A 25077-nucleotide genomic window follows, 5' to 3' on the forward strand; every position below is an offset into this window, starting at 1 on the left:
CGACATGGACCTCAACCTGAGTGACGAGCAACGGCTGCTGCGCGAAAGCGCGGAGCGCTTCGTGGCCGAGAGCTACGATGCCGATCACCGCCGCAAGATGGCGAACGACCCGCTCGGCTTCAGCCCAGCGGTCTGGAAGCAGTTCGCCGAGCTTGGCTGGCTGGCGCTGCCGATTCCCGAAGAGTTTGAGGGGCTCGGCGGCGGCGCGGTCGAGATCGGCATTCTGATGGAAGCCTTTGGTCGCGGGCTGGTGTCGGAGCCGTATGTTGCAACGGTGGTGCTTGGAGCCTCGCTGATCGACAAATGCGGCAGCACCGCGCAGAAGCAGGCGCGGCTGCCGAAGGTCGCGGACGGATCACTGAAACTCGCCTTCGCCCATTCCGAGCGCGCGGCGCGGTTCGATCTCGCAATAGTCGCGACCGTCGCCCACAAGACGGCGCAAGGCTGGCGCCTTGCCGGCAGCAAGATCGCGGTGCTCGACGGCCTCGCCGCCGACGAGATCATCGTCTCCGCGCATATCCACGATCACAAGGGACCTTCGGGACGGATCGGCCTGTTCCTGGTGCCGGCGAAGACGCCCAGCGTCGTCATCACCGACTATGAACGTCTCGGCGGCGGACGGGCCTGCAATATCGAGCTGTCCGGCGTCGAGCTGCCGGAGGATGCCCTGCTCGGCGACGGACACGACGCCCTGCCCGCGATCGAATGGGCCGTTGACCGCGCCATGGCTGCGCTCGGTGCCGAAGCCGTCGGCATCATGCAGACGCTGCTCGACACCACCTTGGAATACACCAAGATCCGAAAGCAGTTTGGCCGGCCGCTCTCGGCCAACCAGGTGATCCGCCACCGCCTCGCCGACATGGTGATGCAGGTCGACGAGGCGCGCTCGATGGCGCTGCGCGCCGCGCTGAAGGCAGATAGCCCGCCGGTCGAGCGCGCCCGCGCCGCCTCCGGTGCGAAAGCGAAGATCGGCAAATGCGCGCGCTTCGTTGGCGAGCAGTCGATCCAGCTTCATGGCGGCATGGGCGTCACCGAGGAGCTCGAGGTTGGCGCCTATTTCAAGCGGCTCGTCGCCTTCGACACGCTGTTCGGCGGCAGCGCACATCATTACAGCCGCCACGCCCAGCTTGGCCGCACGGCCTGACACAAGGAGCGCATCATGGACCTCTCGTTCAACACCGAGGAGCGCGCCTTCCAGGACGAGGTGCGCGGCTTCATTGCGAAAAACCTCACCGAGGAGATGAAGCGCGCAACCGCGCTGACGCCGTCGGTGTTCTCCGACCCTGATATCGGTATGGCCTGGCAGCGCACGCTGCATCGGCAGGGCTGGGGCGCACCGGGCTGGCCGGTCGAATATGGCGGTCCGGACTGGACGCCGGCGCAGCGCTGGATTTTCGAGACTGAATCGGCACGAGCCGGCGTGCCCAATGTCAACGTGATGGGCGTGAAGATGGTCGGGCCCGTCATCATCGGCTTCGGTTCGCCCGAGCAGAAGAACTTTTATCTGCCGCGCATCCTCTCCGGCGAGGATTATTGGTGCCAGGGCTATTCCGAGCCGGGCTCCGGCTCCGATCTCTCGTCGCTGAAGACGCGCGCGGTGCGCGACGGCGACGACTACATCATCAACGGCACGAAGATCTGGACCACCCACGCGCATCACGCCAACCGCATGTTCGCGCTGGTGCGCACCAGCGACGGACCGCGGCAGCAGGACGGCATCAGTTTTATTCTCATCGACATGACAACGCCGGGCATCACGACGCGCCCGATCCTGACCATCGGCGGCGACCACGAGGTCAACCAGGTGTTCTTCGACGATGTGCGTGTGCCCGTGGCCAATCGCGTCGGCGAGGAAGGCAAAGGCTGGACCTACGGCAAATATCTGCTCGAGTTCGAACGCGGCTCCGGCATTGCGTCGGCGAAGCTGCGCGAGGGGCTGAAGGCGATCGCGGAGCTGGCCGAGTCGGACCTGACGGGCCGCGCAATCGACAGCCCAGACATCGCGACGCGCATCTCCGAGGTCGAAATCGACATCGACGCGCTGGAGATGACTGAGCTGCGCGTGCTCTCCGCACTTCAGACCGGGCAAAATCCCGGCGCGGTGTCGTCGATCCTGAAGCTGCGCAACAGCGAGATCCGGCAGGCCGTGACACGGCTCGGCGCCGACGTGATCGGCCACGACGCCCTTGCGGTCGAGCCGATGCGTCCGCTCTACAAGCTCAACCACGCGCCGGCGACGCCTGAGGAGATGCTGACGGTGGTGCCGGAATATCTCAACGGCCGCGCCTACACGATCTTCGGCGGCACCTCGGAGATCCAGCGTGACATCATCGCGAAGATGATGCTGGGGATTTGAGCCACGCTGGCGCCTCGCACTCGCTGTCGTCCCGGACAAGCGAAGCGCAGATCCGGAACCCATAACCACAGGGTGAGGTTATGGCGCGAGATGGTCACCACGAGTCTTCGCCAAACCACTTCCTGTGGTTATGGGTCCCGGGTTCGCGCGTTGCGCGCCCCGGGACGACAGCTGGGTGTGTGGCGACAGCCGGCGTAACAACGCGCCCCGCTTAACCCGCCACCTTCGCGTCCTTGATCGCCTTCCAGATCTTCTGGGGCGTCAGGGGCGTGTTCAGCTGGGTGATGCCGAGCTCGGCGAGCGCGTCCATCACGCCGTTGGTGACGCAGGGCGGGCCGCCGATGGCGCCGGATTCGCCGCAGCCCTTGGCGCCGAGCGGATTGGTCCGGCAGGGCGCGGAGTCGTCGAGCGTGACCTCGATCGGCGGAACGTCGTCAGCACGGGGGATGCAATAGTCCTGGTAGCTCGCGGTGAGGAGCTGGCCGTCGGCATTATAGGAGACGCCCTCATACAGCGCCTGACCGATGCCCTGCGCGACGCCGCCATGGATCTGGCCGGTGACCAGCATCGGGTTCACGGCGACACCGACGTCGTCGACGGTGGTGTAGCGCACGACCTTGGACACGCCGGTCTCGGGGTCGATCTCGACCTCGCAGATATGCGTGCCGTTCGGCCAGCTCGGGCCATCGACCTCACCTTCGGAATCGACGCTGAGCTTGGCGCCGCCCTCCTTCTCGGCGAGATCGAACAGGCTGATGCGGCGGTCGGTGCCGACCACGGTGAGCATGCCGCCCTGATATTCGATGTCCTCGACCGAGGTCTCGAGCACGTTCGCGGCCTTCTCACGCGCCTTCTGAATCAGGTCGTTGGAGGAAACTGCCACGGCCGTGCCGCCGACGAACAGCGAGCGCGAGCCGACGCTGCCGAAGCCCATGGCGAGATCCGTGTCACCCTGGACCACGTCGATCTTGTCCATGCCAATGCCGAGCGTGTCGGAGATCATCTGGGTGTAGGTGGTCTGCAGCCCCTGCCCCATCGCCATGGTGCCGGAATGCAGCACGACGCGACCCTGCGACGTCGCGTGCAGGCTGACCTTCTCGGTGTGCGCGCGGCCGCCGGTCCACTCGATGTAGGACGTGAGCCCACGGCCGTAGAGCAGGCCCTTCTTCTTCGCCGCCTTCTTGCGCGCGGCAAAGCCGTCCCAGTCGGCCAGCTTCACGGCGCGGTCGAGCATGTGGGCGAAGGCGCCGGAATCGTAAACCTGACCGGCGGCGTTGGTGTAGGGCAGCTGCGCCGGCTTGATGTAGTTCGCTTTCCGGATCGCACGCGGATCCATGTCGATCTTTCGCGCGGCGGCGTCGAACAGGCGCTCGACGATGAACACAGCCTCGGGCCGGCCCGCGCCGCGATAGGCGCCGACCGGCGCGGTGTGGGTCATCACCGACTGCACCTCGAAATGCACCAGCGGCAGATCGTAGACGCCAGTCTGCACGAACGGCCCGAGCACCAGCGGAATGATGTTCGCCGCACCCGAGGAGTAAGCGCCGGTGCAGCCGATCGACTTGACGCGATAGGCCAGCACCTTGCCCTTCTCGTCGAGCGCGAAGGAGGCGGTCGAGGTGAGATCGCGGCCGTGGGTGCCGCCGACGAATTCGTCGGTGCGGTCGCCGCGCCAGCGGATCTTCCTGTTCAGCTTGGTCGCGGCATAGGCGACGATGCCGTCTTCCGGATAGAGGTTGGTCTTCTGACCAAAGCCGCCGCCGATGTCGCCGACCAGCACGCGGACGCTGTCCTTGGGTCGCTTGAGCACGGCTTCCGCCAGCACGTCGCGGGTCGAGGCCGGCGTCTGCGACTGCACATGCAGGAGGAGGCGGCCGGTCTTCTTGTCGATCTCGGCAATGGTCGAGCGCGGTTCCATCGCGGAGGGCACCAGACGCTGACTGACGATGTCGAGCTCGACCGTATGCGCAGCCTTGGCAAACGCCTCGTCCGCCTTGGCGGCATCGCCATAGCTCATCGCGCCGACGATGTTGTCGGGCGCCTCGGGCCACACCACGGGCGCGCCGGGTTTTACGGCCTCGACGGGGTCGACCACGGCGGGCTGCACGTCGTATTCGACCACGATGGCCTCGGCCGCGCTCTGCGCCTCGGCGCGCGAGGCGGCCACCACTGCGGCCACGGCTTCGCCGGTGTAACGCACGATCTCATGGGCGAGCAGGCGGCGCGGCGGCACCGTCATCGGCTTGCCGTCGGGGCGCTTGAAGATGCTCAGGGTCGGGATGGTGCCGATATCGTCCTTGACGAGATCCGCGCCGGTGTAAATCGCGGTGACGCCCGGCATCGATGCCGCGGCGCTGGTGTCGATCGAGACGATCTTCGCGTGCGCATGCGGCGAGCGCAGCACATGCAACCACAGCGCGCCCTCCTCCGGCTTGTCGTCGATGAACTGACCCTTCCCGGTGAGCAGCCGCTGGTCTTCCAAACGCTTGACGGGCTGGCCCGCTCCGAAACGCAAATTGCCGGGAAGAATGTTCATTCCGTAGGGTCCTCAGGGTCTTTTCGAAACTGCGGGCAGCCTTTTAGCGGATCGATCGGAGGCATACCAGCCGCGGTTTTGGGCGGTGAACCCACAGATTCGTCATGCCCGGGCTTGTCCCGGGCATCCACGTTCTATGTGCCGCAGGGCAAGGCGTGGATGGCCGGGACAAGCCCGGCCATGACGGCTAGGAAAGCTCCCTCAACGCCGCTTCCACCACCTTGCGGGCGTCGGCCGACAGCGCGGCCTGCGGCGGGACGGGATCGCCGACGTCGTAGCCCTGGATCGCAAGGCCCGCCTTGATGCAGGCGGCGAGGTTGAAGCGGGCGAAGGCCTCGTTGATCCGCCACAGTCTGCGCTGGAGCGCCATGGCCTCGTCCCAGCGGCCGGCCTTGCAGAGGTCGTAGAGTGCGACGCTCTGGCGCGGGATGATGCAGGCCGGTCCCGCCATCCAGCCGAGCCCGCCGATCAGCATCACCGCCGCCGGGATATGGGCGGAGGCCGAGAACACCCGCAAGGCATCGCCGCAGCGGTTCATGATCGAGAGCAGCCGGCCGGTGTTGGTCGAGGCGTCCTTGATGTAGCCGATGCGCGGATGTTCAGCGAGGCGCGCGATGATGTCGAGCGTGAGGTCGGAGCGCTGGAATTGCGGATTGGTGTAGATGACGACGGGGATGTCGACGGCATCCGCGATGCTGCGGAAGTAGGATTCGACCTGGGCATCGGCGAGCGGGAAGTACGCTTCCAGGATCGCCAAAATGCCGTTGGCGCCGAGCCTCTCGTAGGCCTTCGCCTGCGCCACTGCGTCCGCCGTCGAGGTGGATGCGACGCCGGCCACAACCGGCACGCGGCCCTTCGCGGCCTGGATGGTGGTCTGCACGATCGCGGTGCGTTGCGCGGCATTGAGATAGGCGAACTCGCCAGTCGAACCCAGCGGCGTTAGCCCGTGCACGCCTGCGCCGATCAAATCGTCGCAGAGCTTGCCGAGGACTTCGGTGCGCACCGTGCCATCGGCATCGACGGGCGAAACGAGATAGGGAAAGACGCCGTGAAAATCGGGCATGTCAGGCTGAACCCCGGAAAAATTGGCTAGCGCCTGACCGGTCATAGCAATGCCCGCGCTATCGATCAAACCCTGATCAGGCGCACCCGCGTGCCCCAGGGATCGACGGCCTCCAGACCGTTGGCGAGCGCTGTGACCTGCGCACCGCCTTTGCGCAGGCGTTCTTCCTGCGCGGCGAGAATGTCCTGCTTGGCCATCACCAGCGAGAACCAGGCAAGCCCCGTGGTCTGATCGTCGCGTTGGCCGGCCCCCTGACTCTGCCAGACGTTCATGCCGAGGTGATGGTGATAGCGGCCCGACGACAGGAATGCGGCGCCGCCACGGCGACGGGTCGGATCGAGTCCGACCGCGCCGTGATAGAACCGTTCGGCCTCGGCGAGACCGCCGACACGCAGATGCATGTGGCCGACGCGCAGACCGTCCGGCGCCTTGGCGTAGTCTGCCACGCGCGTGTTGGTCAGCGACAAGAGGTCAGGGATGTTGAGCTCGTCGCTCGCCATCTTCACGCTGCCCTCGCTCCACTGCCATTGCGAGGGATCGCGGTCGGCATAGACCTCGATGCCGTTGCCTTCGGGGTCGTCGAGATAGACGGATTCACTGACGAGATGATCGGCGAAGCCCGACAGCGGCACGCGATGCGAGGCTGCGTGCACCAGCCAGCGCGCGAGATCTTTTCGCGACGGCATCAGGAAGGCGGTGTGGTAGAGGCCCGCGGCATTACGCGGCTCGATCGCGGCCTCGGGACGGGCTTCCAGCACGAGCAGCGTGATGCCGGCCGTGCCGAGCGTCGCGCCGGTCGCGGAGCGCTCCATCACGGTGAGCCCGATCACGTCGCGGTAGTAGTCCGCGACCTTGTCGAGGTTCTTGACCCTGAGCGTCACCATGCCCACCCGCATCGGAGTGCGGCTGGCATAGGTCGGCCCGCCGCCTTGCGGCATGCCCTCGGCCCGAGCAGCGGCGGCGGCCGCCATCGCGAGCGAGGTCGCACCGGCGAGTTGAAGCAGGGTGCGGCGGGTGAGGTCGACGGTCATCGGTCGGGGCTCGCTGGAAACGCTGGAGGTCGTACAGTGCAATTCCTGGATTGCTACACGTTCCCGTGAAGGCGTCCCAATCACATGTTCGTCGGCCGCGGCCCTGCGGAGGTCGGTCCGCCCCGTCTGTCCTGGCCACCCGGCCAGTTTCGCAATCGCCCGCGACATCCCAGATTGAGGGCAATTTACAGGAGCCTTCCATGACCGCCCCAACTCCTCTGTCTTCCCTTTCGTCCGCGCTCGCGGATGTCGTGACGCGCACCGCGCCATCCGTCGTCGCCGTGCATTCGCATCGCTCCCGCGCCACAGGCTTCGTCTGGAAACCCGGCTTGATCGTCACCGCCGACGAAGCGCTGGCCGACGAGGGCGATATCCAGATCAGCCTCCCCGACGGCAGCAATGCTGCCGCCACAATCGTCGGCCGCGACCATACGACCGACATCGCGCTGTTGCGCACCGATGCCAGTCTTGCGCCGGTCAAGCTGGCCGCGACCGTTCCGCCCCTCGGCACGCTGTCGGTCGTCGTCGCCACCGATCGCGATGCGCCGAGCGCGGCGCAGACGCAGCGCGAGCTCGATGTCCTGGCGCTGATGGCGGAAGGCGCGTCCAACAAGCTGATCGCGCGCCAGCTCGGCATTTCCGTGCACACGGTCAAATTCCACGTCGGTTCGCTGCTCGACAAGCTGGATGCCACCGGCAGCACCGACGCGGTCGCGCATGCGGCACGCCGCGGCGTGATCGAGCTATGACGCCGTCAGCTCCTATCGCGCTGATGTCGCCGGGAAGCTGAGCCGGACCGTGAGGCCCGGCGCATTGTCGTGCAGCGCAATCTCGGCGCCGTGGAGACCGGCAACGGCCGCGACCAGGCTCAAGCCCAGACCGTTGCCCGGCGTGTAACGGCTCTGTTCGAGCCGGTAGAAGCGCTTGAACACGTGATCGCGCTCCCCGGCGGGAATGCCCGGACCATCGTCGGCGATCGCGATCACCGCCCCGGCGCCGGCGCTGCGACAGGTCACCGTGACCTGCCCGCCCGCGCGGCCGTGCTTGATCGCGTTGTCGACCAGATTGGCGATGGCGTCGAACAGCAGGTCGCGGTCCCCCGTAATCGCCACCTCGCGGTCGCCGTCAAGGCTGAGGCGGGTCGCGACCTGCTCGGCCGCGGCGTCATAGAGTTCGACGACCTCGCCGGCGATTTCAGCGAGGTCGAGCGCACGAAACGCACTCCGGCGGGCGCGGGTCTCGATCTCCGAGATCCGCGTGATGGAAGCGAACATGCCGAGCACCGAATCGAGATCGGCGATGGTGTCGCCGATCAGCACCGCATCGGCCTCGCCATTTCGCGGGGTGTGATAGGCCTTTTCCAGCCGGCCGCGCATGCGCGTCAGCGGCGTGCGCAGATCGTGGGCGACGTTGTCGCTGACCTGCTTGACCTCGCCCATCAGCGTCTCGATGCGGTCGAGCATCTGGTTGAGGTTTTCGGCGACGCGGTCCCACTCGTCGTGACTGCCGCGTAAGGGAATGCGCCGGTCGAGCCCCGACAGCATGATGGCGCGGCTGGTCGCATTGATCTCCTCGATCCGTCCGACCGTGCGCCGCGTCACCAGCACGGCCGCGACCCCGGCCAGCACGGCCAGCAGCACGGCGACGGCGACCATCGCGAGCTCGATCATCGCGGTGAAGCCGCTGTGATCGCCGGCGTCGCCGACCCGGCCCTGCACATAGGCGATCGTGCCGAAATAGACATAGGCCATGATCGCCGCGACGATCAGGCCGAACGCCGCGATCGCGATCAGTGCCAGACGGAAGGTGGAGGAGCGGAGCGTCTTAGCCAGGAGCACGGATGCAATATCCGATGCCGCGGATGGTATGGATCAGCGGATAGGCCTGGGCATCGTCGACCTTGCGGCGGACCCGCCCGACATAGACGTCGATGATGTTGGTGGAGGGATCGAAATGCAGATCCCAGACATGCTGGAGCAGCATCGCCCGGGAGACGACGCGGCCCTCGTTGCGGACGAGATATTCGAGCAGCTGAAACTCGCGCGGCAGCAGCGGAATTTTCCGGCCGCGCCGGCTGGCGTTGCGCGCGATCAGGTCGATGGCGAGATCGCCGACCCGCAAAATCGTTTCCTTGGCGACGGTCTCGCTGCGCCGGCCGAGCGCCTCGAGGCGCGCCAGCAGCTCGACGAAGGAGAACGGCTTGACGAGATAGTCATCGCCGCCGGCGCGCAAACCGCGCACGCGGTCGTCGACCTCGCCGAGCGCGGAGATGATCAGGAAGGGTGCGGCGATGCCGTCGTCGCGCAACTGGCGCATCACGGCGATGCCGTCGATGTCGGGCAGCATGCGGTCGATGGTGATCACGGCATAGTCGCGGGCGACGCCGTGGCTCAGGGCTTCACGACCGGTCGCGGCAAGATCGACCTCATAGCCCGAGGTGGTGAGTTCCTCGACGAGCTGGCCTGCGGTTTCCGGATCGTCCTCGACGACCAGAATGCGGCGGTGACCTCCGGTCATGCAAAACTCCGCGCGACGATCGCCACCAGACTATCCCGTTCCGGGGCTGAGCGGAACCGCCCGGTGGCGATCGCGACAATGGTGCGGTACCGCGATGCGACTACCAATAGTCTCCGCACACATTGACCCATTGCCATCCATAGGCTGTCCCGCTCCTTTGCCAGCAGCCATCGTCGTAATAGTTGCCATAGTTGGCATAGAAGAACGGCGCGCCGACGAAAGCGAACCGGTTGAAGCGGTGACGGTGGAAGAAGGCATGGCGACCAATGAACGGCCTGCCGTGCCAGCCCGGGCCAGCAAACCGCGGGCCGAAAGCGGCGCGGGTCGCTAATGGTGCACCGGCAAAGCGCGGCCCGATGGCGGCGCGGGCAGCCATTGGCGAGCCGACGAAGCGGGCTCCACCGAAGCCCGGGCCGCCAGCAAAGCGCGCGCCACCCATGCCGCCGAAACCACCCGCGCGCATGCCGCCGAAGCCACCCGCATGCATTCCGCCGCCACCGAAATGCCCGCCACCGCCAAAGCCGCCATGGCCGCCACCGCCGAAGCCGCCACCGCCAAAGCCACCACCGCCATGCCCTCCGCCACCGCCGCCGCCGCCACGGGCAAGCGCAGGTGAAGCGAGCGCCATCATTGCGGCGAGCGTCACCGCAGTGACGCCTTTGAGAAGCCTGTTGTCCATCGAAGCATCCTCCGTGCTGCGCGGCGATCTTTCTGCCGCGCGAGGAGGATCAGATGAGAGGAAGGGACAGGCACCTTCAACTTACAAACGCGCCAGATTCTGACGCAGGTGTTAGGGACGAACGCTCTTTCGCTCCCTCACCCCGTTCTGACGGGGAGAGGGTGGGGTGAGAGGCTGCGTCCCGCCAAGGTGATCTAAAAAGTGATCGCAACGCTTGTCCCGTGCACCGTCAAGTTACGAGCCGGAGGGGCCTTTGATCCGGTCAGCCGCATGCCTTGCCTCACCCGGATCGCTAGCGCGATCCGACCTCTCCCCGCAAGAGCGGGGAGAGGTTAAAGTATCACGCCCGCTTGCCGCCGTTCTTCTCGGCCGCCCGGCGCATGGCCTCCGCGAGGGCACCGCCGCCGGAGGATTCCTGGTTGCGCGGGGCCGACGACGTCATGCGCGCGGGGTTTCGCGAGCTGTTGTCCCGCTGCATGCCGGGCGCGTCCTTCTTGGCGCCGACCTCGTCGTCGAGGCGCAATGTCAGCGAGATGCGCTTGCGGGCGACTTCGAAGTCCAGCACCTTCACCTTGACGATGTCTCCGGGCTTCACCACCTCGCGCGGATCCTTGATGTAGTTCCTGGACATCGCCGAGATGTGAACCAGGCCGTCCTGGTGCACGCCGATATCGACGAAGGCGCCGAAGGCGGCAACGTTGGTCACGGTCCCCTCGAGGACCATGCCCTTCTGGAGATGCTTGATCTCCTCGACACCCTCCTTGAACACCGCGGCCTTGAACGCCGGACGCGGATCGCGGCCGGGCTTCTCGAGCTCGCGCAGGATGTCGGTGACGGTCGGCAGACCAAAGGTCTCGTCGACGAAATCTTTCGGCTTCAGCGTACGCACGATCTCGCTGCTGCCGATCAGCGCCTTGATGTCACTCTTGGTGGCGCTGAGAATCCGGCGCACCACGGGATAGGCTTCCGGATGCACGCCGGACGCATCGAGCGGGTCCTCGCCGCCGAGGATGCGCAGGAAGCCGGCGCATTGCTCGAACGCCTTCGGGCCGAGCCGCGGCACGTCCTTCAGCGCCTTGCGCGACTTGAACGGGCCGTTGGCGTCGCGGTGGGCCACGATGCTCGAGGCCAGGCCGGAGCCGACACCCGACACGCGGGCCAGAAGTGGCGCCGAGGCGGTGTTGACGTCGACGCCGACCGCGTTCACGCAGTCCTCGACCACGGCATCGAGCGACTTGGCGAGCTTGGCCTGGCCGAGGTCGTGCTGGTACTGGCCGACGCCGATCGCCTTGGGCTCGATCTTGACGAGCTCGGCGAGCGGGTCCTGGAGACGGCGGGCGATCGAGACTGCGCCTCGCAGGGTGACGTCGAGACCCGGCAACTCCTCCGAGGCGAAGGCCGAGGCCGAATAGACCGACGCGCCGGCTTCCGACACCACGATCTTGGTCATCTTCAGCTCGGCCAGGCCCTTGACGAGATCGCCTGCGAGCTTGTCGGTTTCGCGCGAGGCGGTGCCGTTGCCGATCGCGATCAGCTCGACACGATGCTTCAGCGCGAGCTTGCCGAGGATCGCGAGCGCCTCGTTCCACTGCCGCTGCGGCTCGTGCGGATAGATCACGGCGGTATCGACCACCTTGCCGGTCGCGTCGGTGACGGCGACCTTGACGCCGGTGCGATAGCCGGGATCGAGGCCCATGGTGACACGGGTGCCGGCGGGTGCCGCGAGCAGCAGGTCGCGCAAATTGGAGGCGAACACGCGCACGGCCTCGGTCTCGGCGGCGTTCCACAGCCGCATGCGCAGGTCGATGTTGAGATGCACCTGGATCTTGGTGCGCCAGGCCCAGCGCACGGTGTCGATCAGCCAGCGGTCGCCGGCGCGCTTGAGGTCGGCGATGCCGAACCGCTTCATGATCTTCAATTCATAAGCGCTCGGCACGCCCGGCGGCGACGCTTCGGCTTCGGCCTGGATCTGGAGATCGAGGACCTCTTCCTTCTCGCCGCGGAACATCGCGAGGATGCGGTGCGACGGGAGCTTCGTCAGCGGCTCGGAGAACTCGAAATAATCGGCGAACTTCTCGCCCTCGGTCTTCTTGCCGTCGCGCACCTTGGAGGCCATGCGCGCGTTGGTCCACACCTCCTCGCGCAAAGCACCGATCAGGTCGGCGTCCTCGTCGAAGCGCTCGACCAGGATGGCGCGGGCGCCATCGAGCGCGGCAGCGGCATCGGCCACGCCCTTCTCGGCGTTGATGAAGGTTTCGGCCACGACCTTCGGATCGTTGCCCGGCTCCGCCATCAGCTGATTGGCGAGCGGCTCGAGCCCGGCTTCCTTGGCGATCTCGGCCTTGGTGCGGCGCTTCGGCTTGAACGGCAGGTAGATGTCTTCGAGGCGCGCCTTGCTGTCGGCGGCGAGAATGGAGGCTTCGAGCGCGGCATCGAGCTTGCCCTGCTCGCGGACCGATTCGAGGATCGCCTTGCGGCGGTCTTCGAGCTCGCGCAAATAGCCCAGGCGCTCCTCCAGGGTGCGCAATTGCGCGTCGTCGAGCGCACCGGTCGCTTCCTTGCGGTAGCGGGCGATGAAGGGAACCGTGGCGCCGCCGTCGAGCAACGTCACCGTCGCCTCGACCTGCTCCGCCCGTACCCCAAGCTCCTGCGCAATTTTCTGGTTGATATTTGCCACGCGAGAATCCCTCTATCAAGCACGCGACGCGGGGGCGAACCACCGGCAGCGGGACGCCGCTTATGGACCAACCGAGGTTGATTCATCAAGGTGCGGCGCGCAACCGTCGACAGAGGATTTTTTTGTTGAACCGGATGCGATCTCGCCACATTCGTGGGTGCCTGCGCCCTGCTTGTGCCTTGACATGCGCGTCCGTTCCACGGCTGGTTCATCCGCCGGACCACCGAACTCCACACGAGGACTGCAATGCGGACAGCATCGGTCGGCGTCTTCAGGGTCGCCACCACCGGCCCCGGCGACGTCTCCGGCCTCATGGCCATGATCGGCTCCGGCGCGATCGACCCGACAACGATTTTGGCCATCCTCGGCAAGACCGAAGGCAATGGCGGCGTCAACGATTTTACGCGGGAATATGCCGTTGCTGCGTTGTGCACCGCGCTGGCGCCAGAACTCGGCCTTTCGCCAGAGGCGGTCGAGCAGCGCATCGCCTTCGTGATGTCGGGTGGCACCGAAGGCGTCCTCAGCCCGCATATCACGGTGTTCACGCGGCGCGAGGCTGAGCGCCCGGCAGGCATGTCCGGCAAGCGCTTGAGCATCGGCATGGCGCACACGCGGGACTTCCTCCCCGAAGAGATCGGCCGCTCCGCACAGATCGTGGAAACGGCCAAGGCGGTGACTGCCGCGATGGCGGATGCCAGCATCACCGATCCCGCCGACGTCCATTTCGTGCAGATCAAATGCCCGCTGCTTACCAGCGACCGCGTCGAAGCGGCAAACGCGCGCGGCAACACGACGGCCACGACCAGCGCCTACAGCTCGATGGCCTATTCGCGCGGCGCCTCCGCGCTTGGGGTCGCGGTCGCGCTCGGCGAGATCGCTTCCGATATCAGCGACGACGACGTGCTGCGGCGCTACGATCTGTTCTCGTCGGTTGCGTCCACCTCGTCAGGGATCGAGCTGATGCACAACGTCATCATCGTGCTCGGCAACTCGGCGTCTTCAGCGAGCGAGTTCGAGATCGGCCACGCCGTGATGAACGATGCGATCGATGTCCCGGCGGTGGTTTCGGCGCTGAAAAGCGTTGGCCTTGGCGTCGCGCCGCTAGCCACCGAGGGCCGCGAGCTCGTCAATATCTTCGCCAAGGCCGAGGCCTCGCCTGATGGCAGAGTGCGCGGCTTCCGCCACACCATGCTGGAGGATACCGACATCAGCTCGACGCGCCATGCCCGCGCAGCCGTCGGCGGCCTGATCGCCGGCCTCGCCGGCACCGGCGCGGTCTATGTCTCCGGCGGTGCCGAGCATCAGGGGCCGGCCGGCGGCGGCCCGGTTGCGGTGATCGCGCGGCTGTCTTAATGACGCGGCGACCTCTCCGCCCGGCGCAACCCTGCCCTTCGCGCCGGCTCAGTTGATTCACGCGGGCCCTTGCGAAAAAGGTGACGCCGCTACCCACGGGGATTTGGACTTCATGACTTTGCCGATGAGCTGGAACGAATGGGCGCAGCACGATGGCGTCGGACTGGCGGCGCGCGTCCGCAAGGGCGAGCTGACGGCGAAGGAGCTGGCGCGCCAGGCCGCGGCGGGCCGCGGCGGGCGTGGCCAAGGTCAATCCGGCACTGTCGGGCGTGGTCGAGCTGTTCGAGGACGTGATCGCCGATCCGGCCAAGGACGGCGCCAATCTCGCCGGCCCGTTCGCCGGCTTGCCCTTCCTGATGAAGGACCTCGGACCGACCATGAAGGGCCGGCTCCAGGAAATGGGCTCGCCGCTGATGCGCGGCAATCGCGCCGCGGCCGACACGTTCCTCACCGGTAAATTCCGCCAGGCAGGCCTCAACCTGATCGGACGAACCACGACGCCGGAATTCGGCGTGCGCAGCTCGGCCGACAATCCCGCCGTCTACGTGACGCGCAATCCCTGGAATACCGACTACACCACCTGCGGCTCGTCGGCGGGCAGCGCGGCGATGGTCGCGGCCGGCGTCGTCCCGATCGCGCATGCGACCGACGGTGGCGGCTCGATCCGCATTCCCGCCGGCGTCAACGGCAATATCGGGCTGAAGGTGTCGCGCGGCGTGTTCTCGCTGGCCCCGCACATGTCCGACCTCACCGGTCTCGTCTCGATCCAGGGCTGCCAGTCGCGCTCGGTGCGCGACACCGCTGCCTTTGTTGATCATGCCCGTGGACCTGCGCCCGGCGAGTTCATGCCGTTCTGGACCACGGCGCAGCCCTATTCCGAGATGATCAAGCGCGATCCGTCAAAGCTTCGCATCGCGCTGTCGCACACCTGGGGCGACTACACCGCAACGCCGGAGATCGCCGCCGAGCTGGAGAAGACCGGCCGCTTCCTCGAAGGCCTCGGCCATCACGTCGAATACGCGCTGCCCGAGCTCGACTTCCGCGCCGCGTTCGCGGCGCAGACCACCTGCTACATCAGCAATTTTGCCGTGGTGATCTCCAACATGCTCGCCGCGCGCGGGCTGGAAAAGCCGCCGGAGGATCTGATCGAGCCCATGAACATCAGGATCTGGGAAGCCGGCCGGCACACGAGCTTCGCCGAGCGGGCGAAGATGCAAGGCGTGTTCAACACGACCTCGCGCGGCTTCGGCGCGTTCTTCGAGCAGTGGGACGTGATCCTGACGCCGATCACCGCGTTGCCGACGCCGAAGGTGGGCACCAAGGAATATCTCACCATCTCCGACAACCCCGACGTCCTCGACTGGTTCGGCAATCTCTGGCGCTTCTTCGCCTTCACGCCGCTCGCCAATCTCTGCGGCATGCCGGCGATCTCGATGCCGATGGCAGAGCAAGACCACGGCCTGCCGCTCGGCATCCAGGCCATCGCCAAGCAGGCCAATGACGGCCTGCTCCTGCAACTCGCCGCCCAGATCGAGCGCGCGCTCGACGGCAAGTGGAACGGCGGCAAGAAGCCGAAGGTGCATGTGGGCTGAGAGATTGCGATCGCATTCACAAGCGATCGCCCGCGATCTCAATTCTTCACCGTCGGGATCACCTCCGCCGGCTGTTGCTGCCCCTGCCTGTACATTGCCAGCGCCTTGTCGAGCGCCTCGCGCAGCGCCAGCGCTGCGGCCACGCTGCAACGCAAGTGCGCGGTCTGGACCACGTCGACCCTGACGGCGGCCCCGACCGGCATCAGCAGGTTCGCGGCGAGCTCGATCTGGATCGCGCCGTTGTGGTGTCCGAAGCAGGATGCGCCGTCGAAATAGATGATCGGTGCCCGTTCCGAGCTGGAGCTCGAAATGGTCACGGGCCCCTGATTGGTGGCGGGTGTTTCGGGGTCGGCCATGGGCACTCCTTGGGGCTAGTCGACGGACGAAGCGCCCACCATCGTTGCTTCGGCACACCATGTCGAGGCCAAACCGGCCCAGACAGACCTGCCTGCGGACCTGCCTGATGAGCCCCTTTCGGGGTTTTGCGCGGCGAGCGACACTGGTCTAGAACGTCGTCATGTCCACTTCACCCACCACGCTGCCGTTCGAAGAACTCGCCGAGGCGATCAAGGGCCGCCGCTCCGACTACGGCCATATCAGCGGGCTCCAGCTCGACCGCTTCGCCCCCGCCGAGGCCTGGTCCAGCCTGCCCTATCGTCCGGTCTTCGTCGGCGACACCGAGACCGGCGTGCTGCATGGCGGCGTCGTCACCGCGATGCTGGACGAGAGCTGCGGCATGGCGGTGCAACTTGCGCTCGACGGCACGCGCGCGATCGCAACCCTGGATCTGCGCATCGATTATCAGAAGCCGGCAACGCCGGGCCTCGACATCAAGGCGCATTCGGTCTGCTACCGCACCACGCGCTCGATTGCCTTCGTGCGCTCCACCGCCTATCAGGACTCCGAGGACGATCCGGTCGCAACCGCGACCGCCTGCTTCATGATCGGCGCCAACCGCACCAACATGCTCGCGGACCGCAGGATGGATTCGCGCAGCATCCCGACGCTGGAGGCGCCCGACGATCCGGACGGCCCGTTCGCCAACAGCCCGTTCGCGCGCTGCCTCGGCATTCGCGTCAATGACGACGGCACGCTGACGATGCCGTTCTCGCCGCAGATCATCGGCAATCCGATCCTGCCCGCGATCCATGGCGGCATGACCGGTGCCTTCCTCGAGACCTCCGCGATCCTCGGCGTGAGGCGCGAGCTCGGCATCGCGGCGCTGCCCAAGCCGATCGGACGCACCGTCAACTATCTGCGTTCCGGACGTGCCCTCGATACCGTCGCCAATGTCTCGATCGTGAAACAGGGCCGGCGTATCGTCGCCTTCGAGGCGCGGGCCTGGCAGGACGATGCGAACAAGCCGATCGCTACCGCTTTCGGCCATTTCATGCTGCGGCCAACGCCCGGAAGTGACGAGGAATAGGCGTATTTTCCCTTGACGACCGGAGTTCCGGCCACAACGATAGCGCGGTTCCTGCGAGAGGTATTGGATTGCGGCATCCGCTCGACATCATCGCCATGTTCGCCGCGCTCTGGCTGCTGGCGTCGATGGTGCTCGACGCGCTGACGCCGAAGGAGCTGACCGCGGTGATGATCGGCATCGCGATCGGGCCCGCCATCGTCATCACCGCCGTGTTCTACTATTTGCGCTGCCCGCGCACCGATTTCGCGGTGATGTTCGCAGCGCTCTGGCTGATCTCCGATATCGCCATTGCATTCATCTCGCCGACGCAGCTGCCGTATTTCCTGATCGCACTCGGCTTCGTGCCGGCCCTGCTGATCGGCATCGTGCTGCACTGGCAGCGCTTCCAGCACCGCCACGAGCGGCTGCCCGCGCCTTCGGTGAAGCGCGGCTAGCGCGGCAACAGGTTGGTCTTCGCGAGATCGAGCACCTCATCGCCACGCCCGTTCATCACCGCGCGCAGCACCCAGAGGCTGAAACCCTTGATCTGCTCGGGCGTGATGGTCGGCGGCATCGACAGCTCCTGCTTCGCCGTGACGACGTCGAGCAGCGCGGGTCCGTCATGGGCGAGCATCTCCTTCACGGCGCCCGGAAGCTCACCGGGGTCCTCGACGCGTTTGGCGAAAATGCCCATCGCGCGCGCCATCGCCGCGAAATCGGGATTCTCAAGATCGACATTGGTGTCGACGAACCCGGCCGCCTTCATCTCCAGCGCAACGAAGCCGAGCACGCCGTTGTTGAAGACGACGATTTTCACCGGCAGCTTCATCTGGGTCAGCGTGATCAGGTCACCCATCAGCATGGTGAAGCCGCCGTCGCCGGAGAGCGAGATGATCTGGCGGCCGGGCTGCGAGGCCTGCGCGCCGATCGCCTGCGGCATCGCGTTGGCCATCGAGCCATGCACGAACGAGCCGATCAGCCGGCGGCGGCCGTTCATGTCGAGATAGCGCGCGGCCCACACCGTGGGCGTACCGACATCGGCGGTGAAGACGGCGTCATCAGAGGCATGGTCGCTGATGACTTTTGCCAGATATTGCGGATGGATCGGCTTGCTGCCCGGTGTCCCCTTCGCAAGCGAGTCGAGCCCTTCGCGCGCCTTCTTGTAATGCGCGATGGCGTCGTCGAGATGCCTCCGCTGCGTCTTGGTCTTGAGCAGCGGCAGCAACGCCTCGATGGTCAGCTTGACGTCGCCGACGAGGCCGAGATCGATCTTGCAGCGCCGTCCCAGATTTTCCGGGCGGATGTCGATCTGCGCGACCTGCGCATCGGTGGGGAAGAACTGCTTGTAAGGGAAATCGGTGCCGAGCATCACCAGCGCGTCGCAGGCGTGCATGGCGGCATAGCCTGAGGAGAAACCGATGAAGCCGGTCATGCCGACGTCGTAGGGGTTATCGTACTCGACATGCTCCTTGCCGCCGAGCGCATGCACGATCGGGCTCTTCAGCGCTTCTGCCAGCTGCATCAGCGGCGCGTGCGCACCCGCACAGCCGCGGCCGCAGAACAGGGTGATGCGCTCGGCGCTGTTCAGGAGGTCCGCGAGCGCCTTCAGCTCGTCGGCCTGCGGCACGACCTTCGGCGCCGATAGCGCGAGCCCGCGCGTCGTCGACAGCGCGCGCTTGGGCGGGCTGCGGAACGCGACGTCGCCGGGCATCGCGATAACCGCGACGCCGCGCAGGCCGACGGCCGCGCGGATGGCGTTCTCGATCACGTAAGGCAGCTGGCTCGCATCCGACACCAGCTCGCAATAATGGCTGCACTCCCTGAACAGGTTTTGCGGATGGGTTTCCTGGAAATAGCCGCCGCCGATTTCCGCCGAAGGGATCTGCGCCGCGATCGCAAGCACGGGGACGCGACTGCGATGCGCATCGAACAGGCCGTTGATCAGGTGCAGATTGCCCGGGCCGCAGGAGCCCGCGCACACAGCGAGGCTTCCCGTCATCTCGGCTTCGCCGGCGGCCGCGAAGGCCGCGACCTCCTCGTGCCGGACATGGATCCATTCGATGATGCCGCGGCGGCGCAGCGCCTCGGTGAGACCGTTCAGACTGTCGCCGACGATGCCGTAGATGCGCTTGACGCCGGCCTGCTCGAGCGTTGCCACGAACAGATCGGCTACGTTGTTGATCGCCATGTCGGTCTCCTGATCTCGCTGGTGCAGCAAGATAGGATAAAGCGCGGCTATGACGAGATCACGGCTTGTTTATTGCGGCGTCAGTCTTTCGCAATCGCCCGATCATAGGCCGCGATTGTCACCTTTGCGCGAGCGGCGACATCGGCGGCCGTCATGCCGGGCTTGTAGAGGCTGGAGCCGAGCCCGAACGCCGTCACGCCCCCCTTCATGTACTCGGCAAAATTCTGGTCGGAGACGCCGCCGACGGCGGCGATCATCACGCCCGCCGGCAGCACGGCGCGGATCGCGGCAATGCCGGACGCACCGAGCACGCTGGCCGGAAAGAATTTCAGGCCCGATGCTCCGGAGCGCGCCGCGAGCAGCGCCTCGGTCGGCGAGAACACGCCCGGCAACGTCACCATGGCGTACTGATGTGCACGCGTGAGCACCTGCGTATCCACATTCGGCGAGACCATCAACTTGCCGCCGACGTCATTGAGACGATCGACATCTGCGGCGGTCAAGACCGTGCCGGCGCCGATCAGGACGCTGGCCGGCGCGAGCTTCGCGGCAATCGCGATCGAGCGGAACGGCTCCGGTGAATTCAGGGGGATCTCGATCGCGGTCATGCCGGCCTCGATCAGCACGCCGACGATCGCCTCGGTCTCCTCGGGCTACACACCACGCAGGATCGCGACCAGCGGACGCTTCATCGGAGGAAAGGGAACGCTCATCTCAAGATTCCTCTCATTTCGTCCAGATCGCGGCAGCGGCCATCGACAGGCCGCGGCGAACGGCTTCATCGGCATCGATCGGCTGCACGGTGACCGACAGCGCATCGAAGGCGAGCCGGTACAGCGCCGCGAGCCGCCCTGACGCAATGAGTGTGATGCCCGCTTTCGGCACAGTGCCGGAGAGCCCTGCTGCCAGCTCGACGCCGATCAACGTGCCCGACAGCGTCTCGCGCGCGGCGGCCGGCGTGCCGCCGAACAGGAGCTGCCGCGACCGCGCTGTGAACAGAAGGTTGGCCGCGAAGGCCGGCGCTTCATACGCGGCTTTCACGGCCGCCTTGAAGCTCGCGACATCCTCGGCGTCATCGGCACCGGCGACCGCGAGTGACAAGATCGTCTCGCGCGAGACGACGCTGAAGAGCTCGCCGGTCATGAAGGTGGAGAAATGCACGACCGTGCCGTCCTTCACGCGCACCCATTTCGAATGCGTGCCGGGCATGCAGACCAGCGCTTCGCCTGGGGCCCCGAGACCGAGCGCGCCGAGCAGCTGCGTCTCCTCGCCGCGCATCACGTCCGGCGCCCTGGTATCGCGCTGCGCGATGCCGGGCAGGATACGAATATCGCGCGTCTCGCCGGGCACAAGCGCGGCCTGCTTCAGCACGGCAGAGAGCGGCGCAGGCGTGTCAACGTAGCCGGCCTCGACCCAGCCGGTCTTGGCGCCAGCCATGCCGCAGACAAGCACCGGCAGCTGGGCTGGGGCCTCGACTGCCTTGAGATGCGACTGCAGCACGCCGGCAAAGCCGGCCTTGGCCGCGGCCAGCATGCCCTCATCGCTGCGACGTTCAGCCAGCACCTTGCCGGCACGGTCGATCAGCCAGAGGCGGAAGCTACTGGTGCCCCAGTCCACCGCGACATAGGCGGGTTCGCTCATCTCAACGGGTATCCTTGGTCTCACCGGCAAGACGCCGTCTCGCGACAATGAGACGGACGCTCGCAAATCAGTCCCGGGATATCGGCTATTGCCGCCTCAAACCAGTGATTTTTCGCGAGTCTGAGGCGCTCGCCGCGCTGGCACACGGCTTGCGATGCGGTGGCACACCGCTTGCTAAAGCTGTCCTGTTCACGTCCAGGAACGCGCAACAAGACGCGTCAACATCAGATGAGGAAACCCATGGAGATCGGCTATTTCACGATGCCTTCGCATCCGCCGGAGTGCGGCCTGAAGGAAGGAAACGACTGGGACCTGCAAGTCATGCGCTGGCTCGATGAGCTCGGCTATCAGGAGGCCTGGGTCGGCGAGCACCACACCGCGCCCTGGGAACCCAATCCCACGCCGGACCTTCTGATCGCGCAGGCGCTGATGCAGACCAAGAATATCCGCATCGGGCCGGGCGGCTTCCTGCTGCCATATCACCACCCGGCCGAGCTCGCCAACCGCGTCGCGATGCTCGACCATCTCTCCGAGGGTCGGCTCAATTTCGGCGTCGCAGCTTCGGGCCTGCCGAGCGACTGGGCGATGTTCAACGTCGACGGCATGAGCGGACAGAACCGCGACATGACCCGCGAGGCGCTGGAGATCATCCTGAAGCTGTGGTCCGATCCCGCGCCCTTCACCTACAAGGGCAAGTTCTGGACGGTGACCAAGCCGGACACGATGTTCGACTTCCTCAAGCCCCACATCAAGCCGCTCCAGGCCCCGCATCCGCCGATCGGCGTTGCCGGGCTCTCGAAGAACTCGGACACGCTGAAGCTCGCCGGCGAGCGCGGCTTCATTCCGATGAGCCTCAACCTCAATCCGGCCTATGTCGGCAGCCATTGGGATTCGGTCGAGATCGGCGCCGCCAAGACCGGCCGCAAGCCGAACCGCGCGGATTGGCGCCTCGTACGTGAGGTGTTCGTCGCCGACACCGACGAGGAGGCCTGGAAGCTCTCGACCGGCGACATGATGGGCCGGATGATGGGCGAGTACTTCCTGCCCCTGCTCGGCCATTTCGGCTTCAAGGACTATCTGAAGCACGCGCCTGACGTGCCCGACAGCGACGTCACCGTCGAATATTGCGCCAAGCGGAACTGGATCGTCGGCTCGCCCGCAACCGTCGCCGAAAAGATCGAGAAGATCTACGACGAGGTCGGCGGCTTCGGCGTGCTGCTGGTGTTCGGCTTCGACTACAAGCACAAGCCGGAGGCCTGGCGCCATTCGCTCTCGCTGCTCAGCAAAGAGGTGATGCCGCGCCTGAAGCATCTCGGCTCCGCGAAGAAGGCCGCTTGACGCGCGGCGGGTGCGGCGCAATCGTGTCGCACCCGCCCCCGTTTCGGAGATTTCGGCGTGAGCGTCGACGCAAAGGATTTCAAACTTGCAATGCGCCAATGCGCCGGCGCGGTTGCGCTGGTCACGGTTGGCGCCGAGCACGGCAAGCGCACCGGGCTGACAGTGACATCAGCCTGCTCGCTATCGGACAATCCGCCGTCTCTGATCGTCTGCGTCAACCGCAACGCCAGCGCACATGCGCGAATCCGCGAGGAAGGCGCCTTCGCGATCAACTTCTTGCACGAGGACCATGCCCTGCTCGCGCTCACCTTCAGCGGCCAGAAGGGCGTCAATGGCGACGACCGATTTGCGTTCGGGCAGTGGACGCGCGGGGTGACCGGCGCACCGGTTCTGACGGATGCGGTCGCCGCGTTCGACTGCGTGCTGGCGCAGGAATTCGAAACCAAGACGCATTCGATCTTCGTCGGCGAGGTGCGTGGCGTCTCGCATTCCGACGAGGCCGCGCCGCTGGTGTATCTGCGCAGCAGCTTCCACGTCCCTCACGAAATCCGCGGCACCGTTTCAGTCGGCGACCTCGATTCGCGGCATCTGAGCTGGAGCGATTTTTCGTAAGAGCGCGCCCTAGTCTCGGTGCCCCTTCCTTCTCCCCTTGTGGGAGAAGGTGGCGCGAAGCGCCGGATGAGGGGTATCTTTCCGCGCACGCAAATGGCGAGGTGAATCCGCGGAGGCAGACCCCTCACCCGTCTCGCCGCTACGCGGCGATCCACCCTCTCCCACAAGGGGAGAGGGGAAGAGAGTTCGCCGCATGCGACTGAACGCTACTGCGCCGTCTCGATCTTCAACTGCTTGATCTTCCGATACAGCGTGGCACGACTGAGCTTCAGTGCACGCGCCGCCTCGGTGACGCGGCCGCCATGCTTGCGTAGCGCCTCGACGATCGTCGCGCGCTCGGCCGCTGCGAGATCGGGCGCTGCCATCCTCCCACCGAACGGAGGCAGATCGAGATCGGCATCCATGATGACGCCGTCCTCCGCCGTGCAGCCGGCAAGCCGCAGCACGTGGCGGAGCTGGCGCATGTTGCCGGGATAGGGATAGGCCGAGAGCAACGCCCAGGCCTCGTCCGACAGGCGGCAATCCGGCGCCTCCTCGCGCGCGATCTGGCGGATGATATCGTCTCTGTCGGCGCGCTCGCGCAACGCCGGCAGTCGCACCTCCATGCCGCGCAGGCGGAAGTAGAGATCGGCGCGGAAGGCGCCCTCCTCCGCCATGCGGCTGAGATCGCGATGAGTCGCGCTGATCAGGCGGATGTCGACCGGCACCGGCTTGAGCGCGCCGAGCGGCCAGACCTCGCGGTTTTCGAGCACGCGCAAGAGGCGCGTCTGCAGCGCGATCGGCATGTCGCCGATCTCGTCGAGAAACAGCGTGCCGCCGTCGGCCTGCACGATGAGCCCCTTCGAGCCGTCGCGGCGCGCGCCGGTGAAGGCGCCGGCCTCATAGCCGAACAGCTCGGCGTCGATCAGGCTCTCCGGCATCGCCGCGCAGTTCAGCGCGACATAATGGTTGCGGGCGCGGTTGCTCGCCGCGTGAATGGCGCGCGCGAACACGTCCTTGCCGACGCCGGTCTCGCCATGCAGCAGCACCGGCAGATTGTGGTCGCCGATGCTCCGCAGCCGTTTGACGCTTTTGATCAGGCCGGGATCGCGACCTGCGAGCCGATGCAGCGAATCGAAACGATCGACGGCAACGTCACGACGCTGAGTGGACGGCCTCGCCCGCAGCGGCGGCGCGACATGTCCCTGCCCGAGCGCGCTGCCGTCGGCGCGGCGCAGTTCGACGACCTCGTCCGCACCACGCGCCGCGTGATGATCGAACTTGATATAGCGCGACAGATCGATGCCCGATGCGATCAAGCCGTCTGTGAGGCCCAGCAGCGCGCGCGCCGAACGGCAGGCGCCGACGATGCGGCGATCGTCGTCATAGGCAAGCAGGCCGCTGCCGCTGCCGCCGTCGCCCGGCACGGTGGCGATCCAGGCGTTGCGGAAATGGCCGCGGAAGATCGCGCCCTCCATCCGCCGCGTCGCCTCCATCGTCACCGCGAGCGCGAGCTGATGCGCGGCGCGTTCGAGATCCTCGCGGCACGAGGTGATGTTCACGGCACCGGCGAGCCGGCCGGCCTGATCGAACAACGGCGCCACGGCGCAGGAGAACATGTGCCACTGCGCGCGGAAATGCTCGTCGCGATGCACCAGGATGGGCTTCTCTTCGGCAAGCGCGGTGCCGAGCCCGTTGGTGACCTCGAAGGTCTCGGCGAAATTCGAGCCGGTGTAGATCTTCCAGTCCAAGAACATCTTTGCGTCGGCTTCCCCCGGCAGGCGGCTGAACAGCATGGTCGCGTTCGTATCAGCCAGATTGACGCAGTAGCCGGCCTCGCGCAGCACCCGGGCGAGATCGTCGAGCTCGGGCATCGCGAGCCGGATCGTCTCCTCCATCGGTTCGGCGACGTGCCGGATCTCGGCCTCAGTCAGCGTCTGCGGCGGGCCCTGGCGCGCGGGATCGAGCTTGTGGCTGATTACGCAGCGCCGCCAGGAATTGGCGATCCGCGACGAGGCATCGACGTCGGCCACGTGGTTGGCGACGGACAAGACACGGGCGACATGGTTCGAGGCCGAAAGGCTGGCCATCGCGGACGTCTCCACCCTGC

19 protein-coding genes and 2 pseudogenes are annotated in these 25077 nt (G+C 66.3%); 9 read left to right on the forward strand and 12 right to left on the reverse strand.

Features of this window, described 5'->3' with window-relative positions:
• The first annotated feature begins 4 nt into the window (after nt 1-4).
• Together HAP41_RS39350 and HAP41_RS39355 are read left to right on the forward strand one after the other, a co-directional pair.
• The gene (locus HAP41_RS39350) at nt 5-1144 is read left to right on the forward strand and encodes an acyl-CoA dehydrogenase family protein (RefSeq protein WP_166081399.1); all 1140 of its coding nucleotides are present in this window, start codon (nt 5-7) and stop codon (nt 1142-1144) included.
• Nucleotides 1145-1159: 15 nt separating this feature from the next.
• A complete protein-coding gene (locus tag HAP41_RS39355) occupies nt 1160-2356 on the forward strand; it encodes an acyl-CoA dehydrogenase family protein (protein WP_166081364.1) in 1197 nt (398 codons plus the stop codon).
• 211 nt (nt 2357-2567) lie between these two features.
• Here HAP41_RS39355 and HAP41_RS39360 read toward each other — a convergent pair whose 3' ends face one another.
• The 3 genes from HAP41_RS39360 to HAP41_RS39370 all read right to left on the reverse strand — a co-directional run bounded on the left by HAP41_RS39360 (nt 2568) and on the right by HAP41_RS39370 (nt 6986).
• A complete protein-coding gene (locus HAP41_RS39360) occupies nt 2568-4892 on the reverse strand; it encodes a xanthine dehydrogenase family protein molybdopterin-binding subunit (RefSeq protein WP_166081333.1) in 2325 nt (774 codons plus the stop codon).
• 187 nt (nt 4893-5079) lie between these two features.
• A complete protein-coding gene (locus HAP41_RS39365; RefSeq protein WP_166081316.1) occupies nt 5080-5955 on the reverse strand; it encodes a dihydrodipicolinate synthase family protein in 876 nt (291 codons plus the stop codon).
• A 65-nt stretch (nt 5956-6020) separates the two neighbouring features.
• A complete protein-coding gene (locus tag HAP41_RS39370; protein ID WP_166081305.1) occupies nt 6021-6986 on the reverse strand; it encodes a VOC family protein in 966 nt (321 codons plus the stop codon).
• Between the two features lie 200 nt (nt 6987-7186).
• On the opposite strand from HAP41_RS39370, the gene HAP41_RS39375 reads away from it, so the two are divergent.
• A complete protein-coding gene (locus HAP41_RS39375) occupies nt 7187-7735 on the forward strand; it encodes a helix-turn-helix transcriptional regulator (RefSeq protein ID WP_224580618.1) in 549 nt (182 codons plus the stop codon).
• A gap of 12 nt (nt 7736-7747) precedes the next feature.
• Here HAP41_RS39375 and HAP41_RS39380 read toward each other — a convergent pair whose 3' ends face one another.
• From HAP41_RS39380 to HAP41_RS39395, 4 genes are all read right to left on the reverse strand, one after another.
• On the reverse strand, nt 7748-8824 hold the full coding sequence (locus tag HAP41_RS39380) for a sensor histidine kinase (RefSeq protein WP_166081296.1): 1077 nt from the start codon (nt 8822-8824) through the stop codon (nt 7748-7750).
• The gene (locus tag HAP41_RS39385) at nt 8811-9503 is read right to left on the reverse strand and encodes a response regulator transcription factor (protein WP_071909649.1); all 693 of its coding nucleotides are present in this window, start codon (nt 9501-9503) and stop codon (nt 8811-8813) included. Before HAP41_RS39385 ends, HAP41_RS39380 begins: the two co-directional genes overlap by 14 nt.
• Before the next feature lie 100 nt (nt 9504-9603).
• On the reverse strand, nt 9604-10182 hold the full coding sequence (locus HAP41_RS39390; protein WP_166081280.1) for a hypothetical protein: 579 nt from the start codon (nt 10180-10182) through the stop codon (nt 9604-9606).
• Nucleotides 10183-10522: 340 nt separating this feature from the next.
• Entirely contained in the window at nt 10523-12859 is a 2337-nt protein-coding gene (locus tag HAP41_RS39395; RefSeq protein WP_166081272.1) for a Tex family protein, read from the reverse strand.
• Between the two features lie 246 nt (nt 12860-13105).
• On the opposite strand from HAP41_RS39395, the gene atzD reads away from it, so the two are divergent.
• Nucleotides 13106-14212 (forward strand): cyanuric acid amidohydrolase, encoded by a 1107-nt coding sequence (gene atzD / locus HAP41_RS39400; protein WP_166081270.1) that lies wholly within the window; start codon nt 13106-13108, stop codon nt 14210-14212.
• 112 nt (nt 14213-14324) lie between these two features.
• Nucleotides 14325-15804 (forward strand): annotated as a pseudogene (locus HAP41_RS39405) (amidase).
• Nucleotides 15805-15842: 38 nt separating this feature from the next.
• On the opposite strand, the gene HAP41_RS39410 reads toward HAP41_RS39405, so the two are convergent.
• Nucleotides 15843-16160: a hypothetical protein gene (locus HAP41_RS39410; protein ID WP_028151536.1), complete on the reverse strand. Its 318-nt coding sequence runs from the start codon at nt 16158-16160 to the stop codon at nt 15843-15845.
• A 161-nt stretch (nt 16161-16321) separates the two neighbouring features.
• Here HAP41_RS39410 and HAP41_RS39415 point away from each other — a divergent pair, with 161 nt between their 5' ends.
• Nucleotides 16322-17230 (forward strand): PaaI family thioesterase, encoded by a 909-nt coding sequence (locus tag HAP41_RS39415; protein ID WP_166081232.1) that lies wholly within the window; start codon nt 16322-16324, stop codon nt 17228-17230.
• Between the two features lie 68 nt (nt 17231-17298).
• On the forward strand, nt 17299-17664 hold the full coding sequence (locus HAP41_RS39420) for a hypothetical protein (protein ID WP_038942774.1): 366 nt from the start codon (nt 17299-17301) through the stop codon (nt 17662-17664).
• Here the strand turns inward: HAP41_RS39420 and poxB are convergent.
• From poxB to HAP41_RS39435, 3 genes and pseudogenes are all read right to left on the reverse strand, one after another.
• Nucleotides 17661-19397 (reverse strand): ubiquinone-dependent pyruvate dehydrogenase, encoded by a 1737-nt coding sequence (gene poxB / locus HAP41_RS39425; protein WP_166081223.1) that lies wholly within the window; start codon nt 19395-19397, stop codon nt 17661-17663. The genes HAP41_RS39420 and poxB overlap by 4 nt on opposite strands.
• An 80-nt stretch (nt 19398-19477) precedes the next feature.
• A pseudogene (locus HAP41_RS39430) lies at nt 19478-20110 on the reverse strand (2-dehydro-3-deoxy-6-phosphogalactonate aldolase).
• A 13-nt stretch (nt 20111-20123) separates the two neighbouring features.
• Entirely contained in the window at nt 20124-21038 is a 915-nt protein-coding gene (locus HAP41_RS39435; protein ID WP_166081207.1) for a 2-dehydro-3-deoxygalactonokinase, read from the reverse strand.
• A gap of 240 nt (nt 21039-21278) precedes the next feature.
• Here HAP41_RS39435 and HAP41_RS39440 point away from each other — a divergent pair, with 240 nt between their 5' ends.
• Nucleotides 21279-22376: an LLM class flavin-dependent oxidoreductase gene (locus tag HAP41_RS39440; protein ID WP_063985464.1), complete on the forward strand. Its 1098-nt coding sequence runs from the start codon at nt 21279-21281 to the stop codon at nt 22374-22376.
• Between the two features lie 57 nt (nt 22377-22433).
• Entirely contained in the window at nt 22434-22988 is a 555-nt protein-coding gene (locus HAP41_RS39445) for a flavin reductase family protein (RefSeq protein ID WP_176400474.1), read from the forward strand.
• 206 nt (nt 22989-23194) lie between these two features.
• On the opposite strand, the gene HAP41_RS39450 is transcribed toward HAP41_RS39445, so the two are convergent.
• On the reverse strand, nt 23195-25057 hold the full coding sequence (locus HAP41_RS39450; RefSeq protein ID WP_166081197.1) for a sigma-54-dependent Fis family transcriptional regulator: 1863 nt from the start codon (nt 25055-25057) through the stop codon (nt 23195-23197).
• Nucleotides 25058-25077 lie beyond the last annotated feature (20 nt).

It is taken from the genome of Bradyrhizobium barranii subsp. apii, assembly GCF_011516635.5.
Lineage (GTDB): Bacteria > Pseudomonadota > Alphaproteobacteria > Rhizobiales > Xanthobacteraceae > Bradyrhizobium > Bradyrhizobium barranii.

Excerpts from the sequence above, each read along its gene's own strand:
- HAP41_RS39450 (WP_166081197.1), bottom strand. The coding sequence starts at position 25,057 with ATGGCCAGCCTTTCGGCCTCGAACCATGTCGCCCGTGTCTTGTCCGTC.
- HAP41_RS39360 (WP_166081333.1), bottom strand. The coding sequence starts at position 4,892 with ATGAACATTCTTCCCGGCAATTTGCGTTTCGGAGCGGGCCAGCCCGTC.
- HAP41_RS39385 (WP_071909649.1), bottom strand. The coding sequence starts at position 9,503 with ATGACCGGAGGTCACCGCCGCATTCTGGTCGTCGAGGACGATCCGGAA.
- poxB (WP_166081223.1), bottom strand. The coding sequence starts at position 19,397 with ATGGCGATCAACAACGTAGCCGATCTGTTCGTGGCAACGCTCGAGCAG.
- HAP41_RS39365 (WP_166081316.1), bottom strand. The coding sequence starts at position 5,955 with ATGCCCGATTTTCACGGCGTCTTTCCCTATCTCGTTTCGCCCGTCGAT.
- HAP41_RS39415 (WP_166081232.1), top strand. The coding sequence starts at position 16,322 with ATGTCCACTTCACCCACCACGCTGCCGTTCGAAGAACTCGCCGAGGCG.
- HAP41_RS39375 (WP_224580618.1), top strand. The coding sequence starts at position 7,187 with ATGACCGCCCCAACTCCTCTGTCTTCCCTTTCGTCCGCGCTCGCGGAT.
- HAP41_RS39435 (WP_166081207.1), bottom strand. The coding sequence starts at position 21,038 with ATGAGCGAACCCGCCTATGTCGCGGTGGACTGGGGCACCAGTAGCTTC.
- HAP41_RS39355 (WP_166081364.1), top strand. The coding sequence starts at position 1,160 with ATGGACCTCTCGTTCAACACCGAGGAGCGCGCCTTCCAGGACGAGGTG.
- HAP41_RS39440 (WP_063985464.1), top strand. The coding sequence starts at position 21,279 with ATGGAGATCGGCTATTTCACGATGCCTTCGCATCCGCCGGAGTGCGGC.
- HAP41_RS39410 (WP_028151536.1), bottom strand. The coding sequence starts at position 16,160 with ATGGCCGACCCCGAAACACCCGCCACCAATCAGGGGCCCGTGACCATT.
- HAP41_RS39390 (WP_166081280.1), bottom strand. The coding sequence starts at position 10,182 with ATGGACAACAGGCTTCTCAAAGGCGTCACTGCGGTGACGCTCGCCGCA.
- atzD (WP_166081270.1), top strand. The coding sequence starts at position 13,106 with ATGCGGACAGCATCGGTCGGCGTCTTCAGGGTCGCCACCACCGGCCCC.
- HAP41_RS39370 (WP_166081305.1), bottom strand. The coding sequence starts at position 6,986 with ATGACCGTCGACCTCACCCGCCGCACCCTGCTTCAACTCGCCGGTGCG.
- HAP41_RS39350 (WP_166081399.1), top strand. The coding sequence starts at position 5 with ATGGACCTCAACCTGAGTGACGAGCAACGGCTGCTGCGCGAAAGCGCG.